Origin of the sequence: Acinetobacter sp. YH12116, from assembly GCF_013418895.1 — a bacterium.
Taxonomy (GTDB): domain Bacteria; phylum Pseudomonadota; class Gammaproteobacteria; order Pseudomonadales; family Moraxellaceae; genus Acinetobacter; species Acinetobacter indicus.
Map to the genome: position 1 here is coordinate 33657 of NZ_VPBE01000020.1, position 15853 is coordinate 49509.

The window sequence follows — 15853 nt, forward strand, 5'->3', positions numbered from 1 at the left end:
GTATCCTTAAATGCACATTCGCAATTTCAAAATGAGTTGTTTTGCTTATTTCGCTGTGGCGGGGCTTGCCTTCATGCCCATGCTGGTGTCTGCCAAAACCATCATGATTCTGGGTGACAGCTTAAGTGCCGGTTACGGTTTGCAACCACAACAAGGCTGGGTCCATCTGTTACAAAAACGTTTAGAGCAACAGTATCCGAAACAGCATAAAGTGGTCAATGCAAGTGTGAGTGGCGAAACCACCAGCGGCGCGCTGGCACGTTTGCCCAAATTACTGCAAACGCATAAGCCGCATGTGGTGGTAATTGAACTGGGCGGTAATGATGGCTTGCGTGGTCAGCCACCGCAGCTGATTCAAAATAATCTGGCGCGGCTGATTCAGCACAGTCAACAGGCCAAAGCCAAGGTGATTGTATTTGGCATGAAAATGCCACCCAATTATGGCAGCGCCTACAGCAAGGCGTTTGAAAATAACTACAAAGTGGTGAGCCAGCGTTATCAGGTCAAATTACTGCCCTTCTTCCTAGACGGTGTCGCCGGTAAAAATACCCTGATGCAAAAAGATCTGATCCATCCGACGGCTGCAGCCCAGCCCATTTTGCTGAAAAATGCCTATCCCTTCATTCAGGCAGCATTAAAATAAAGCCGATTCAACGCTGAGATGGTTTTCAAGATCCGGATTTCAGCGATAAAAAAAGCGGGACATCAATGCCCGCTTTTTGATTATTTTTAGAATCAATTAAAAATCAAAGAAAGTTACTTCACCGGTTTCTAATGAATATTCTGCACCTACGACTTTCAGCTGCCCCTGTTCAATCAGGTTTTCTAACACTGCTGAACCATGACGTAGCTGATTGACTGAGGCAAACACATTGGAACGAACCGCATGTTTCGACAGCTTGGCCAAATCATTTTTCAGTTCAGTCTGCATCAGCGTTTCTACGGACGGGCGAACACGGTTCACAATTGACATCAGATTGGCAGATGGTGGACAGTCCGGGCACATCAAGGTATCAATGGTGGCCTGAATCGCGCCACAGTGACTATGGCCCAAGACCACAACCACGGCGCAGTCATAACGCTCTGCCGCAAATTCAACACTGCCGACCTGAGATGGCGCAACAATATTCCCTGCCACACGAATCACAAACAGATCGCCGAGTCCCTGATCAAAAACCATTTCTGCAGGTACACGTGAATCAGAACAACCGAGCACAATCGCAAAAGGATTCTGGTCTTCGGCCATCTCTGCACGTTGATGGTGGGTTAGTTGTTTCGGATGATTGGTATTGCCCGAAACAAAACGTTGGTTTCCTTGTTTAAGACGTTCTAAAGCCTCTTGAGCTGTGAGCATTCTTGTTACCACCAGTTTTTGAATTTTCAGCATTTTAATCCTCTGCCGGGACAAAGTCACTTGCAAAAAAAATAGCTGATCAATTTTTATAAGATAAATTTTTTCAAATTTTCCTAAAGTAATTGCGATTTACATCACACTTCAAAAGCAGCACACCAACCCGATCAAAAAACAGCTAGGTGACATTTTCTGCAAAGCCCTTACAATAACCAGAAACAGCATTTTCAATTCGACTTAAGGCGAAAATTTACACAATTCAAACAAGCCAAGCCGACGCCTATTTAAAAAATATTCTTGGGGATATCGTCAATGAAGCAGGATTCTTCGCGATTTTTGTCTTGGCCACGACTGGCAGTCCTGACACTGGCACTGTCTGCACCTCTGCTCAGCTCTGCCGCCAAACTCTCGCCTGAACAGCAAGTGGTGCAGCATTATTATCAGACTGAACGCCAGGCGGCGGGTCTGGTCTCGAAAAGCTTGAAAATTGGCAATATTACCTGGCGCTATAATGAAGGCGGCGATGTTAATCGGCCAACCATTTTGCTGTTACATGGCTTTGCCGGACACCGCGACAACTGGAACCGGGTGGCCAAATTTCTCACCCCGTCCTATCATGTGATTATCCCCGATTTACCCAATACCGGTGAAACCCAGAGTTCGGGCAATTTTGACCTGTCTGTACCGAGCATGAGCGCGCAATTGCGTCAGCTGGTAGAAACCTTGAATATTGCCGACAAGCTGAATATTGCCGGGCATTCTCTGGGTGGCTCTGTGGCAACGGTCTATGCGGCCCAATATCCGTTTGATACCCAAAGCCTGTTCCTGCTGAACAGTGCCGGTATTTACAAACACTCCAATACGCCTTATACCAAAGACTCGCTGTTACTGAAAAATCTGGTGGTCACCGCGCCGGGCGATTTAGACCATATTGCGCATCAGCTGATGCAAAACCCGCCGAAAGTACCAGAGCAGTTTAAATCTGCCCAGGAAAAACTGTTAATTTCACGGGCCAGTCAATCCTTAAAATTTATTGATCAGATGGTAACCCTGAACCGGATTTATACCCCGGACAGCTTTGCCCGTCTCACCCGCAATATTGAAGCACCGACCCTGATTCTCTGGGGCAAGCACGATAAAATTATTAATGTTGAAGTGGCCAAAGAATTACAGGGTCTGTTTAAACGCGCAGAAACCCCGGTCATTTTAAATAATGTCGGTCATGTGCCAATGCTGGAAGCCGAACAGCAGGTGGTACAACATTATTTACCCTTCCTGGCCAAAACACAGAACCTAAAAAACCCGCTAGCTGATAAACTGATTCCTTTAAACTAAGTTCCAGAGATTGTATGCAGCAAAACCCGATGCTTGAGCAGTTGATTGAAGCTCATCTTGACTTTTTAGCACATGAGTTTTCTCAGCCTGAAACCGTACAGCAGGAATTTCTGCATTTTTATCACTGGTTCCGCAAGCAGCATCTGAAAGATCTCTGGAGCTGCGAACAGCTGAATGCCCTGCTGCAAAAACAGATTCTGGACACGCCGGCCAGCGCCTTTCTGATTGAACAGATTGCAGAACACATCCGCTTTGCCCTGGTGCATCCGGTGAATGACAGCGCCAAAATTGCCGATGTCATTCCGGTACTGACCATTGATAAAATTGCCCAGTATGTGGCCAGCAAAAGTGGCCATCGTCAGCGTCTGATTAAAACCGTGGTCAGTAATCCGGCCTTTTCTGCAATGATCAGCCAGTTAATCCAGCACTCGATTCAGGATTATCTGGACAATTCACTGATTGCCAAAAGCGTGCCTGGCGTGTCGCGTTTTATGAAAATGGGCAAATCGGTACTGGAAACAGTGACCGATTCCAGTTTAGACAGTGCAGTCAGCGCCTATTTGCAAAAGAATATCTTAAAGCTTAGCCAGATGAGTGAATCGGTCCTGAACCAGCATTTTGATGATGACAAGCTCTATCATCTGCAGGCCAATATCTGGCACAAGATTAAAGACCTGCCTTTGTCGGTCTTAAAAAACTATATTGAAGTACAGGATCTGCCACAGACTGTGGCGCTGGGTCATGAAATCTGGGACTTTATGCGCCAGAGTGATTATTTAAAACAGCAGCTACATGATGGGGTACACGCCTGGTATGTCCGTAATCAGGAACGCACTTTTGACCTGTTATTGCGTGATCTGAATATTGATGAAGCCCTGATTCAGCAAGAATTACAGCAGCTGTTGAACCCGGTGATTCAGCAGATGCTGTCGCAGCAGTATTTACGGGAACGTGCCCGTGCCTATCTGGCAAAATTCTATTATGCTGAAAATACCTTAAAAATTTTAAAGATTGAAGACTAAAAAAAGCCGCTTTCAAGCGGCTTTTTTTACTTATAAAATTAGAAACGTGTCGTTAAACCAACGAAATAAGTACGACCTTGAATTGAATAATAATCTTCAGAACTATCGGTAGTTTCCATGGATTCATCAAATAAATTTGATATACCAGCACGCACAGTGACATTATCATTCAAAGTGTAGTTCGCATTCACACCATATAAGGTATAGGCTTTTGCCCACGCATTTACATCTGTTGTTTCTGTTGTATATTGCTTACCAATATACTGCAGGTTCATTTGCAAAGCGAGTGCATCAGAAGCTTGTAAATCTAGTGCTGAATGAACTGACAGCTCAGGTGTACTGATTAATGCCGCACCAGTATCTAAATTTTTAGATTCAAAGAAATAAGTTGCATTTGTTGACCAACGTGCATAATCGGTCAGATTAACTGCAAAGGTGCCTTCTAGGCCACGAATACGAGCTTTTTCAGCATTATCAGGTGCGACATACCATACGCCTTTCGGATAACGCGGGTCATTAATTTGTTCAGCAGGAATATGCTTAACAGGCATGTTCACCAGTTTGTTATCAAAATCGGTATGGAAATAAGTTAAACCACCTGAATATTTTTCGTCATCATATTGGAAGCCTAATTCATAGTTTGTTGATTCTTCTGCTTCCAGATTAGGATTACCAGTATTATAGCAGTTTACAAACGGATTAGTATTTGCATCATAGCTACTTTGGAAACCGGTAGGATTAGTTACAGGATCATATTTTCCAAATTGAGAAGTACAACCTTTACCACGTGAACCTGTACTGAAACCTGGCGCAGTTTGAACAAGATCAGGAGCACGGAAAGCCGTAGAAACGCCGCCTTTGAATGTTAATGCGTCATTAAAATGATATACACCGTATACACGTGGACTGAAGTTCGCATCATAGCGTTCATCTTTATCCAGACGACCACCAATTGTCACATCGAAATTAGGTGTAATACTTAAAATATCTTCAAAGAATAGCGCCCAAACATCAGCCGCTACTGTTGAATCACCTGTGTAATCATTACCATCAATCGAAGGTGCACCATTTGAATCAATACCTAAAGTACGATCATTGGTTAATTCTTCAGAACGGAATTGACCACCTACAGTTAATTTATGCGGCACAACAAAATCAAACGGTAAATTCACTTTAGCATCAACAACGGTTAATTCTGTTTTTTGAACAGTTGGGCTAAATACCCCATCAACTTCTGTTGTAGTACTGCGATCATATTTATTCTGATAAACACTTAGATTTGAACTTCCCCAAGAATATGTTCCATCCCAAGCCAGACCAAGACGTTGAGATTCTGTTTCATTTTTATCACCAGCTGAACCTAACCAGAATTCCCCATCAGAAACATTTGGTGCATAGGTCGGATTCGTATTGGTTTGACTACCATAACTACCAAAAAGCTCAAACTGATGATTATCTGTTGGGCGGTAAACAAGACTTCCTTCAACCGTATCATTACGCATACCAGTTGTTGAACTTTCAAGATCTTTAACATTCTGGTCAGCTTCACGTTCAGTACGGCCTGCTGTAATACGAGCACTCACTGTATCTGTGATTGCACCACTCGCAGTTGCTGATATTTGAAGAGTATCGCCTTCTGTACTATCTGCAGGTTTTTCTAAATTGATAGTCGCTGAGCCACCCCATTCTTGAGCTGTCTTTTTGGTAATAATATTAATTACACCGCCCATCGCATCTGAACCATATAAAGACGACATTGGGCCTTTTACAACTTCAATTCGCTCAATATTCTCTGGATTAATCCAGTTTAAATCCTGACGTTGTAAGTCTGTACGATAAGCTGTACGTGATGAATTACCAATACGGCGTCCATCAACCAGAATCAAAGAGTATTCAGAAGGTAAACCACGAAGTTTAATTTTCGCACCTTCACCATTTAGACCCATACCACCTGATACACCAGGTACTTTTGCCAGAAGCTCAGAAATACTTTTTACTGGTTGCTTGGCAATTTCTTCTGCGGTGAGGACTGTAATAGAAGCAGGAGCATCTTTTACATTTACTTCAGAACCACTTGCCGTTACAACAATAGTCTGCAGTTTTGTAGCTTCAGACTGCGCGACTGGTTGTTGCTCTTCAACTGATTTATTTTGTGCTTGTACTGAAGCAGCCAATGTTGAAAGTACAGCAAAAGCTAAAGTCGATTTCATAAACGGCTTGTTCATATCCGAAGGTGCCCCACAGGTAATTTATGAATAAAAAGTGATGAATTTGTGAAGCATTGTAACGGAAAAACATCTAAATGCAATTGTTATTAATAATTATTATCATTAACCTTAGTGTTGTTAAAAAACCTCGAATATTCGAGGTTTTTTTAAAGTTAAACTTAAATAGCTTAAAGACTTATTTGAAATAAGCACCTTCGGCCTGGCTGTGGTCAGTCTGGTCTACCACACGCATTAATTCAGGCACATGCTGTTTTAATGTGGTTTCCACACCCTGTTTCAGCGTGACATCAATCGCTGAACAGCCCTGACAACCGCCACCGAATTTCAGGATCGCGGTTAAACCGTGTTCCGGATCTTCAACTACTTCCACCAAGGCACAGTTACCGCCGTGACCGGCAAGGCCCGGGTTAATTTCAGACTGTAATACGTAAGTAATACGCTCTTCGATTGAGGCATCCGGACCCACGCGTGGCACTTTCGAGTTAGGCGCACGGAAGGTCAGCTGACCACCAAAACGGTCTTTGTTGTAATCAATAACCGCATCCAGTAAATATGGAATAGACGGGGTGTCGATATAGGCCGGAAAATCCGGATAATCCTGCTTATAATCTGTTGGTACGACTTCTTCTGGCGCACTATAAGCCATACAACACTCAGCACGCGGCGTTCCAGGATTCTCAACAAAAACACGCACACCAATCCCCGGTGTATTTTGCTTTGCCAATAAATCTTTTAAATACTCTTGAGCATTTGGGGTGATCAATAAGTTTGGAATCTCTTCTGCAACTGCAGTGCTGTGGTTCTCAGTCGACATAACAATATTTCCTCATGCTGAAGTTGCCATTTTAACTGAAGATGCGGGGGAATTAAAAAAATTCAACTAAAATTGTCGGAATTATCCTATGAAAGTTCTGTTTCATTTGTTTTTTAATGGCATTATGATCAGGAAACCCGAAAAGAAGAACATCTGTTTATGTTAGATTTACCGTTTAATCATACTGTTACGCTGATTGTGATTACAGCGATTATCTCCTTTATTGCTTTTTCCAAAGAAAAAGTCATGAACCGGCTGATTTTCTGGCCACCGGCATTGGAACGGGGTCAATATGACCGCTTCATTACTCACGGTTTTGTCCATGCCGATGGTACCCACTTGCTGTTTAACATGATTACCCTGTTTTTCTTCGGCAGTATTATTGAAAGCTTTTACCGTCAATATCTGTATGATCTGGGCTTTGTACTGTTTTATTTAGGCGGTCTGATTGCCGCAATTTTACCGAGTTATCTGAAACACAAAAATGATCATCGCTGGGCCAGCCTGGGTGCTTCCGGTGCGGTGTCTGCAGTACTGTTTGCCTATATCCTGTTTGAACCATGGAAACTGATTTTTGTGTTCTTTATTCCGGTTCCGGCAATTATTTTTGCGGTGCTGTATGTGGCCTATAGCATCTGGTCGGGTAAACGTGGCAATTCCAATATTAACCACAGCGCGCATTTGTGGGGAGCAGCCTATGGGGTGATTATCACCATTATGATTGAGCCACGTTTAATTCCACATTTCCTGAATAAACTTAGCCAGCTTCCGTTCTAAATTTGAGCAATTTGAAGCGCCTGCGGTATATTTTGACAACGCATAACTACAAATTAACACAGTATGCCGCAGCGGTTGGCGTCTAAAATAACTCGAATAATAACGAAGATGGAAGATGAGAGATGAAAAAGTTATTTCTGATTGCCGGCTGTTTACTGAGCTTGAGTGCCTGTGCCGTCCATACCCCAGAAGGCCGTTTGGTGATTGATCCTGACTCACGTATTTATGGCCATCCAGGAGATTTCTGCCCACCAGGTCAGGCCAAAAAAGGCCGCTGCTAAGCCCATTTTTCCATTTAGCCTCCAGAATGGAGGCTTTTTACTGCGTCCTCATAAACTGCAATTTCATTGGATAATTCATACAATTTTGGTAGTTAATGCCACCCCATCTCACAATTTGGCATAGATAATGTATACATCTGTATATTAATTTGCTTTCAAGCTGCGAGTTTTTGCATGTCCACATTAGACGGCCTACAATTTCCACATTTCGAAAACCAGAAACCCAGTACTTCACGCACAGGACGTGCGATTATTGCCGAGGCACTGGCCGGTGTTGCACCGCAACTGTCCCAGCAAACCCTGTCTGAAAAAAACTGGCGCAAACAGTATCCCAAATATTTTAAGGCGCTGGTCGAATACGGTATTCAGACCTGCCAGAACCCGATTCAGATTGCCGAACAGGGCCTGAATAAAGCGCATGGCAGTTTCGAGTTTTATCGACATGGTCAAAAACATCTGCTGAAAGATGTGATGAGCCTCGATGCCCAGCCTTTACATACAGTTAAAATCCAGGGCCAAAGCACGGCAACGCCGGAGTGGTATGTGCCATATCAGGGACAACAACTGCAAGGTCAGGCACTGCTTGAGCAAATCCAGCGCTGGGAAGATGGCGGGATTATCGAACACAGTCATGCCCAAGCTTTGCGTGCAGCAGTGGCTCATCCGGAATGGTTTGATTTATCGGACCGCACCATGGTGCTGTTTGGCGCTGCTTCTGAAGCTGGCCCTCTGACCTGGCTATCGAAATGGAAAGCCAATATTGTCGCGGTCGATTTACCCAATGCCCAGGTCTGGAACAAAATTCTAGAAACCGTGCAACAGGGTAATGCCACCCTGTATGCACCAGCGACTGAAGCGGTAGATGAAAACAGCACGACTGAGCTATTAAAAGAGCAGCTTGGCGCCAATTTACTGACTCAAACTCCTGAAATTGCCCAGTGGCTAACCCAGTTTGAACAGCAGCTGGATTTGGCTGCAATTGCCTATTTAGATGGTGAAAAACACGTGCGTGTGGCCATGGCGATGGATGCGATTATGCAGGCTGTCAGCGCGCAAAAAGCCGAGACCAGCCTGATGTTTATGTGCACCCCAACTGATGTCTATGCAGTGCCTGCCGATGTGATTCAGGCCTCAAAAGACAAGTATCAGCAGCGCTCGAAAGCCCAGCAACTGCTGACCCGTGGGGTTTCAACGGTTACGGCGCAGCATTTCTTCCAGAAAAACCTGCATGATCTGGTCCATTCAGACAATGGACAGGATTACGGCATTGCCGACTGTCTGGTGGTAGAACAAGGACCGAACTATGCGCTGGCCAAACGTATTCAGCAATGGCGCGCCACCCTCGCCCGTCATCAGGGACAACGCGTCAGCATTAATATTGCACCATCAACCACGACCTATTCGGTGACTAAAAATCCGTTATTAAAAGCGGCATTTAATGGTGCCAGCCTGTTTGATGTAGAAGCTTTTGCGCCAGAAACCACCAATGCGATTATGGCCGCGCTCTGGATTCATGACCTGCGTAATCCACAGTCGGGGGCCAATCCGGAAGTGACTCTGAACCATCCTTTAGAGTTGATGATGGAAGGGGCCAACCATGGCGGTTTATGGCGTGTCGCATATTTGGCCCGTACTGCCCTGCCTTTTGCAGCCTTATATGGTTTTGCTACCGAGAAGCTGCCTAAAGGCTTACTGGCCAAGTTAAAGAAATAAGAGATTTTAATCTCTCTTCGATCGTTCCCTCTCTCTTGTGTAGCGGTGCTACGTATCCAAAACGGAGAGGGAGATTTTTTTAGAGACCTGCTGTCTACCTGAAAGATAAAATAGTGGATAGGTTCATTAAAGAAAGAGAAGCTTTGATATTGCTTAGGCTATTTCCTTACCCCCAGCCCTCACCCCTTGAGAGAATGCATTGTAGATTTGCTGTCTATCTAAAAAATAAAGGACGTCACGACTTAGCATTTGGATCATCTGTTTCATCTACAGATATAAAAAAACGCTGCCCAGGCAGCGTTTTTTATTGCGGATGAACCGGCTTAGAATACTTTCAGGAATAACCAGAACAGGCCACCCGATAAACAGATGGTTGCAGGCAAGGTGAAAATCCACGCCGATAGAATGGTTTTAACCATCTGGAAATTCAGGCCAGATTTATTCGCCACCATGGTCCCGGCCACCGCACTGTTCAAGACATGCGTGGTCGATACCGGCATACCAAAGCCATCTGCTGCAGCAATGGTCGACATCGCCACCAGCTCGGCTGACATACCCTGACCATAAGTCATGTGCTGTTTACCAATCCGTTCACCCACGGTGACCACAATACGCTTCCAGCCGACCATGGTTCCTAAGCCCAGTGCCAGTGCCACCGCAACTTTAACCCAGGTTGGAATATATTGCAGGAAGGAATCGAGATGGTCACGGTAATCATCGACCACTTTTTCCTGTTCCTTGCTCATGGCAGGTAAAGCTTCCGCTTTATCCAGACGCTTGAATGACGTGGTGCTGAGGTACATATCATTACGCAATGCTGCCACTTCTGCTTCCGGAATATTTTTCAAATCGCCGTATTGACCCACACGCTCACCTAAATGATCAGTCAAACTGGCCAAAGCCGGTACCACTTCCGGGGTGATTTCCTTGGTCTGGATGTACTTGGTGATTACTTCACGGGCCTGCGCATCCGGAATATCGGTATGGTTGGCATAAATTGCAGACGCGGTTTGCGTCGACAATTGCTGGAAAGACTGAATATGCTGGTTGTCCAGTTCCTTATTCAAGGAATAAGCCAATGGCACAATCCCAATCAGGATCAGCATGATTAAGCCCATGCCTTTCTGACCGTCATTAGAACCGTGGGCAAAGCTCACCCCAGTACAGGTAAAGATCAGGATGGCACGGATTAATGGTGGTGGCGGTTTGTTGCCTTCAGGCGGCTGGAACAGTTCCAGCTGACGTTTGAAAATCTTTTTCACCAGCAGGAACAGTACGGCAGCAAAGGCAAAACCAATTAATGGCGAGAACAGTAAAGCCTTACCGACTTTCATCACCTGTTCCATATCCACGCCGGATGCACCAGCGCCCGCATTGAGGATGTAGTTCATAATTCCCACACCCAGAATGGAACCAATTAAGGTATGCGAACTTGAAGCCGGAATACCGAGGAACCAGGTGCCTAAGTTCCAGAGAATGGCCGCAATCAGCATGGCAAAGACCATGGCAAAACCTGCGCCTGAGCCAACATTCATGATCAGCTCGACCGGTAGTAAGGCAATAATACCGTAGGCTACGGCACCACTGGCGACCATCACCCCAAGGAAGTTACAGAAACCGGCCCACATTACCGCAACTGGTGCAGACAAGGCATTGGTATAAATGACCGTAGCCACCGCGTTGGCGGTGTCATGGAAACCGTTAACAAATTCAAAGCCCAGCGCAATAAATAAAGCGGTGGCCAGCAGAATCACCGAATACAGGCTAAGCGCCGGAACATGCGATAAATCTGCCGATAATTGAAAGCCAATATAAATAAGCGTTGAAATAATAAGCGTTAGAAACACCGGCATAAAGAATTTCGGTGTTGGCACATGAACATTGGTCGACTTTTTCGGAGCCGACTGGTGTGCTGAATCTACGGGAGTTTGATTAGAATTCATGCAAGCAGGAAAAGAGGATACAAAATCCCCTTATTGTTCAGTTAAATTGTGACAATTATATGACAAAAGCAGGTCAAATAAAGTAATTTTTCTACTTTATTTGCCACAATTTCCTGATAATTTTATAGACAAAAAATCAAACTATTTAAAATAAATCAAAAACTTATAAACCACCATCTCATCTTCATCAGGTTTTCTGTCACTGCTGTCATCTTTGATGACACTGAAATATTACAAGCACAGCAAAACCCGGCCCATTTTTAGGCCATCTCATGCTGCCATAGCTATATGACAATTTTATGAATCCTTACAATGATTTATTTATAACGATGTGTATATTTTCAAAATAAACCCATGAAAACGTATACTTTTTCAGCAAAGATGCCACAAAGTTCCGTTCCATCCCATCAATTGCAGAAAAAAGCAGTCGAACTCTGCTAAAATATTGCGCATTTCTGATTCATCAAAACAAGGGTTTTTTATGTCCACGCTTGCTACCCTGAAAGAACTTCTTGCCAAAAGAATTTTAATTATCGATGGTGCCATGGGTACCATGATCCAACGCCATAAATTGGAAGAAGCCGATTATCGTGGTGAGCGTTTTGCTGACTGGGCCTATGACCTGAAAGGCAACAATGACCTGCTGGTACTGACCCAGCCGCAGATTATTCAAGGTATTCATGAAGCCTACCTAGATGCCGGCGCTGACATTATTGAAACCAACAGCTTTAACGGCACGCGTGTTTCCATGGCGGATTACCACATGGAAACGCTGGTTCCGGAAATTAACCGTGAAGCTGCGCGTCTGGCCAAAGCTGCCTGTGAAAAATATTCAACACCGGAAAAACCACGTTTTGTGGCGGGTGTCTTGGGGCCAACCTCACGCACCTGTTCAATTTCACCAAACGTGAATGATCCGGCATTCCGTAATATCACTTTTGATGAACTCAAAGAAAACTATATTGAAGCCGCGCACGCCCTGATTGAAGGCGGTGCCGATATTCTGCTGATTGAAACCGTTTTCGATACCCTGAACTGTAAAGCGGCAATTTTTGCGGTAAAAGAAGTCTTTAAACAGCTGGGCCGCGAATTACCGTTGATGATTTCCGGTACCATCACCGATGCCTCAGGTCGTACCTTAACCGGCCAGACTGCTGAAGCGTTCTGGAACTCGGTGCGTCATGGTGATTTACTCTCTATTGGCTTTAACTGTGCCTTAGGTGCAGATGCCATGCGTCCACACGTAAAAACCGTATCCGATGTGGCCGATGTCTTTGTTTCTGCACACCCGAATGCCGGCTTGCCAAATGCCTTTGGCGGTTATGATGAAACCCCGGAACAAACTGCTGCCTTCTTAAAAGAATTTGCCGAAAGCGGTCTAATTAATATTACCGGTGGTTGCTGTGGCACCACGCCGGATCATATCCGTGCCATTGCACAAGCCGTTGAAGGTATTGCACCGCGTCAACTGCCAGAAATTGAACCTGCCTGCCGTTTAAGTGGTTTAGAACCATTTAACATCACCAAAGATTCCTTGTTCGTGAACGTCGGTGAGCGGACCAACGTGACCGGTTCGAAAAAATTCCTGCGTCTGATTCGTGAAGAAAACTTTGCCGAAGCGCTGGATGTGGCCCGTCAACAGGTTGAAAGCGGTGCACAGGTCATCGACATCAACATGGATGAAGGCATGCTCGATTCACAAGGCGCAATGGTGCACTTCCTGAATCTGGTGGCCTCTGAGCCGGACATTTCCCGCGTGCCAATCATGATTGACTCATCTAAATGGGAAATTATTGAAGCCGGTCTGAAATGTGTACAAGGTAAAGCTGTCGTCAACTCGATTTCCCTGAAAGAAGGTTATGACGAGTTTGTCGAAAAAGCGCGTCTATGCCGTCAGTATGGTGCTGCCGTGATCGTAATGGCCTTTGATGAAAATGGTCAGGCCGATACTGCCGCACGTAAAAAAGAAATCTGTAAACGTTCTTATGATGTGCTGGTCAATGACGTGGGCTTCCCGGCTGAAGATATTATCTTTGACCCGAACGTGTTTGCGGTTGCAACCGGTATTGAAGAACACAACAACTATGCGGTGGATTTCATTGAAGCCACGGGCTGGATTAAACAGAATCTGCCACATGCCATGATTTCTGGCGGTATTTCTAACGTGTCGTTCTCTTTCCGTGGTAATGAGCCAGTGCGTGAAGCAATTCATGCCGTGTTCCTGTACTATGCGATTAAACAGGGCCTGACCATGGGTATTGTAAACGCTGGTCAGCTAGCCATTTATGATGATATTGACCCGGAACTGAAAGATGCGGTTGAGAACGTGATTCTGAACCAGAATCAGGGTACCAGCGGTCAGGATGCTACGGAAAAACTGCTGGAAGTCGCGGAAAAATATCGCGGTCAGTCGGGCGTTAAAAAAGAAGAAGAAAACCTGGAATGGCGTAACCAGCCGGTGGAAAAACGTCTGGAATATGCGCTGGTTAAAGGAATTACCACCTTTATTAATGAAGACACCGAAGAAGCCCGCTTAAAAGCCAAACGTCCGCTAGATGTGATTGAAGGTCCACTGATGGACGGTATGAACGTGGTCGGCGATCTGTTTGGTGCCGGTAAAATGTTCCTGCCGCAAGTGGTGAAATCGGCCCGTGTGATGAAACAGGCGGTGGCCTGGTTAAACCCGTACATCGAAGCAGAAAAAACTGTGGGCGAGTCCAAAGGTAAAGTGCTGATGGCCACAGTAAAAGGCGATGTCCACGATATTGGTAAAAACATTGTTGGTGTGGTCTTGGGCTGTAACGGCTATGACATTATTGACCTGGGCGTGATGGTACCGGCAGAGAAAATCCTGCAAACTGCGATTGATGAAAAAGTCGATATTATTGGCCTGTCGGGTCTGATCACCCCATCTTTGGATGAAATGGTCTTTGTGGCCAAAGAAATGCAGCGTAAAGGCTTCAATATTCCATTGATGATTGGCGGTGCGACCACCTCGAAAGCGCATACGGCTGTGAAAATTGATCCACAATATTCCAATGATGCGGTGATTTATGTGGCTGATGCTTCACGTGCTGTTGGTGTGGCAACCACCCTGCTGTCACAAGACATGAAACCAGCCTTTGTAGCAGACACTCGTGCTGAATATGCCAAAGTACGTGAGCGGATTGCCAACAAGCAGCCTAAAGCGGCGAAACTGTCTTATGCAGAATCAATTGAAAACGGCCTGAAAATTGACTTTAAAGCCAATACACCGGTAAAACCAAACTTTATTGGTACCCAGACCCTGACCAACTATCCGCTGGAAACTCTGGTTGAATATTTTGACTGGACGCCATTCTTTATTTCATGGAGTCTGGCCGGTAAATTCCCAGCCATCCTGACCGATGAAGTGGTGGGTGAAGCAGCGACCGATTTATACAATCAGGCGCAGGCGATGCTGAAAGATATTATCGACAATAAACGCTTTGATGCGCGCGCGGTATTTGGCCTGTATCCGGCCAACCGTTCCGGTGCAGATTCAGTCGAAGTGTATGATGCAACAGGTACGCATGTCACGCATACTTTCCAGCACGTTCGTCAGCAGTCAGACAAAGTCACTGGCAAACCGAACCTGTCACTGGCCGATTTTGTCGCGCCAAAAGGTGAAGCGGAAGACTATTTAGGTGGCTTTACCGTGTCGATCTTTGGTGCAGAAGAAATGGCCAATGAGTACAAAGCCAAAGGCGATGACTACAATGCCATTCTGGTACAGTCTTTAGGTGACCGTTTTGCCGAAGCCTTTGCCGAGCATTTGCATGAACGTATCCGTAAAGAGTTCTGGGGCTATCAGGCCAATGAACAACTGTCAAATGAAGAGCTGATTAAAGAGAAGTATGTCGGGATTCGTCCTGCACCGGGCTACCCTGCTTGCCCAGAGCACTCTGAAAAAGCGCCTTTATTTGACTGGTTAGGCTCAACTGACAAGATTGGTACGCAACTGACCAGCAGCTTTGCGATGTGGCCACCTTCATCAGTCAGTGGTTTCTACTATGCCAACCCTGAAAGCCAGTACTTTAACGTGGGTAAAATCGCAGGCGACCAGCTTGAAGATTATGCGCAGCGTAAAGGTTGGACACTGGATGAAGCGAAACGTTGGTTAGCGCCAAATTTGGATGATTCGATTTCTTAAGAATCTCTCTAGTCCTCTTTATTAAAGGGGGAACTAAAAATCCCCCTAAATCCCCCTAAATCCCCCTTTTTCAAAGGGGGACTTTGTCATGTGTAGTGGTTTAATAAAGTTGGACACCAAATTAGGTGATAATAGATTCACCAATGAGGTGCTTATGAAACCAAGACGTACATTTACTCCAGAGTTTAAAGTTGAAGCTGCTAGCCTTGTACTCGATC

General features: G+C 45.2%; 11 protein-coding genes. 7 read left to right on the forward strand and 4 right to left on the reverse strand.

The window, feature by feature from the left end:
• Window positions 1-31: 31 nt before the first annotated feature.
• The gene (locus tag FTU54_RS11595) at window positions 32-643 is read left to right on the forward strand and encodes an arylesterase (protein WP_005179403.1); all 612 of its coding nucleotides are present in this window, start codon (window positions 32-34) and stop codon (window positions 641-643) included.
• Between the two features lie 96 nt (window positions 644-739).
• Here FTU54_RS11595 and FTU54_RS11600 read toward each other — a convergent pair whose 3' ends face one another.
• A complete protein-coding gene (locus tag FTU54_RS11600; RefSeq protein ID WP_034598190.1) occupies window positions 740-1354 on the reverse strand; it encodes a carbonic anhydrase in 615 nt (204 codons plus the stop codon).
• A 309-nt stretch (window positions 1355-1663) separates the two neighbouring features.
• On the opposite strand from FTU54_RS11600, the gene FTU54_RS11605 reads away from it, so the two are divergent.
• Window positions 1664-2686, forward strand: a complete 1023-nt coding sequence (locus FTU54_RS11605) for an alpha/beta fold hydrolase (protein WP_180074781.1) — start codon at window positions 1664-1666, stop codon at window positions 2684-2686.
• A 14-nt stretch (window positions 2687-2700) separates the two neighbouring features.
• Window positions 2701-3708, forward strand: a complete 1008-nt coding sequence (locus FTU54_RS11610) for a hypothetical protein (protein ID WP_180054986.1) — start codon at window positions 2701-2703, stop codon at window positions 3706-3708.
• Between the two features lie 38 nt (window positions 3709-3746).
• Here the strand turns inward: FTU54_RS11610 and FTU54_RS11615 are convergent, their stop codons facing one another.
• The gene (locus tag FTU54_RS11615; RefSeq protein ID WP_163170301.1) at window positions 3747-5933 is read right to left on the reverse strand and encodes a TonB-dependent receptor domain-containing protein; all 2187 of its coding nucleotides are present in this window, start codon (window positions 5931-5933) and stop codon (window positions 3747-3749) included.
• A 178-nt stretch (window positions 5934-6111) separates the two neighbouring features.
• Window positions 6112-6750 (reverse strand): Fe-S biogenesis protein NfuA, encoded by a 639-nt coding sequence (gene nfuA / locus FTU54_RS11620; protein ID WP_005179419.1) that lies wholly within the window; start codon window positions 6748-6750, stop codon window positions 6112-6114.
• 159 nt (window positions 6751-6909) lie between these two features.
• Here nfuA and FTU54_RS11625 point away from each other — a divergent pair, with 159 nt between their 5' ends.
• The 3 genes from FTU54_RS11625 (at window position 6910) to FTU54_RS11635 (ending at window position 9521) form a co-directional block, all read left to right on the forward strand.
• Entirely contained in the window at window positions 6910-7527 is a 618-nt protein-coding gene (locus tag FTU54_RS11625; protein WP_005179422.1) for a rhomboid family intramembrane serine protease, read from the forward strand.
• Window positions 7528-7649: 122 nt separating this feature from the next.
• Complete coding sequence (locus FTU54_RS11630; protein WP_005179424.1) at window positions 7650-7808, forward strand: hypothetical protein; 159 nt, start codon at window positions 7650-7652, stop codon at window positions 7806-7808.
• A 174-nt stretch (window positions 7809-7982) separates the two neighbouring features.
• Window positions 7983-9521, forward strand: a complete 1539-nt coding sequence (locus FTU54_RS11635; RefSeq protein WP_180074782.1) for a hypothetical protein — start codon at window positions 7983-7985, stop codon at window positions 9519-9521.
• A gap of 323 nt (window positions 9522-9844) precedes the next feature.
• Here the strand turns inward: FTU54_RS11635 and FTU54_RS11640 are convergent, their stop codons facing one another.
• Window positions 9845-11464, reverse strand: a complete 1620-nt coding sequence (locus FTU54_RS11640; protein ID WP_005179429.1) for an inorganic phosphate transporter — start codon at window positions 11462-11464, stop codon at window positions 9845-9847.
• A 481-nt stretch (window positions 11465-11945) separates the two neighbouring features.
• Between FTU54_RS11640 and metH the strand changes: the two genes are divergently transcribed.
• The gene (gene metH, locus FTU54_RS11645) at window positions 11946-15635 is read left to right on the forward strand and encodes a methionine synthase (protein WP_104487315.1); all 3690 of its coding nucleotides are present in this window, start codon (window positions 11946-11948) and stop codon (window positions 15633-15635) included.
• Window positions 15636-15853 lie beyond the last annotated feature (218 nt).

Excerpts from the sequence above, each read along its gene's own strand:
- FTU54_RS11605 (WP_180074781.1), top strand. The coding sequence starts at position 1,664 with ATGAAGCAGGATTCTTCGCGATTTTTGTCTTGGCCACGACTGGCAGTC.
- nfuA (WP_005179419.1), bottom strand. The coding sequence starts at position 6,750 with ATGTCGACTGAGAACCACAGCACTGCAGTTGCAGAAGAGATTCCAAAC.
- FTU54_RS11640 (WP_005179429.1), bottom strand. The coding sequence starts at position 11,464 with ATGAATTCTAATCAAACTCCCGTAGATTCAGCACACCAGTCGGCTCCG.
- FTU54_RS11615 (WP_163170301.1), bottom strand. The coding sequence starts at position 5,933 with ATGAACAAGCCGTTTATGAAATCGACTTTAGCTTTTGCTGTACTTTCA.
- FTU54_RS11610 (WP_180054986.1), top strand. The coding sequence starts at position 2,701 with ATGCAGCAAAACCCGATGCTTGAGCAGTTGATTGAAGCTCATCTTGAC.
- FTU54_RS11595 (WP_005179403.1), top strand. The coding sequence starts at position 32 with ATGAGTTGTTTTGCTTATTTCGCTGTGGCGGGGCTTGCCTTCATGCCC.
- FTU54_RS11630 (WP_005179424.1), top strand. The coding sequence starts at position 7,650 with ATGAAAAAGTTATTTCTGATTGCCGGCTGTTTACTGAGCTTGAGTGCC.
- FTU54_RS11625 (WP_005179422.1), top strand. The coding sequence starts at position 6,910 with ATGTTAGATTTACCGTTTAATCATACTGTTACGCTGATTGTGATTACA.
- metH (WP_104487315.1), top strand. The coding sequence starts at position 11,946 with ATGTCCACGCTTGCTACCCTGAAAGAACTTCTTGCCAAAAGAATTTTA.
- FTU54_RS11635 (WP_180074782.1), top strand. The coding sequence starts at position 7,983 with ATGTCCACATTAGACGGCCTACAATTTCCACATTTCGAAAACCAGAAA.
- FTU54_RS11600 (WP_034598190.1), bottom strand. The coding sequence starts at position 1,354 with ATGCTCACAGCTCAAGAGGCTTTAGAACGTCTTAAACAAGGAAACCAA.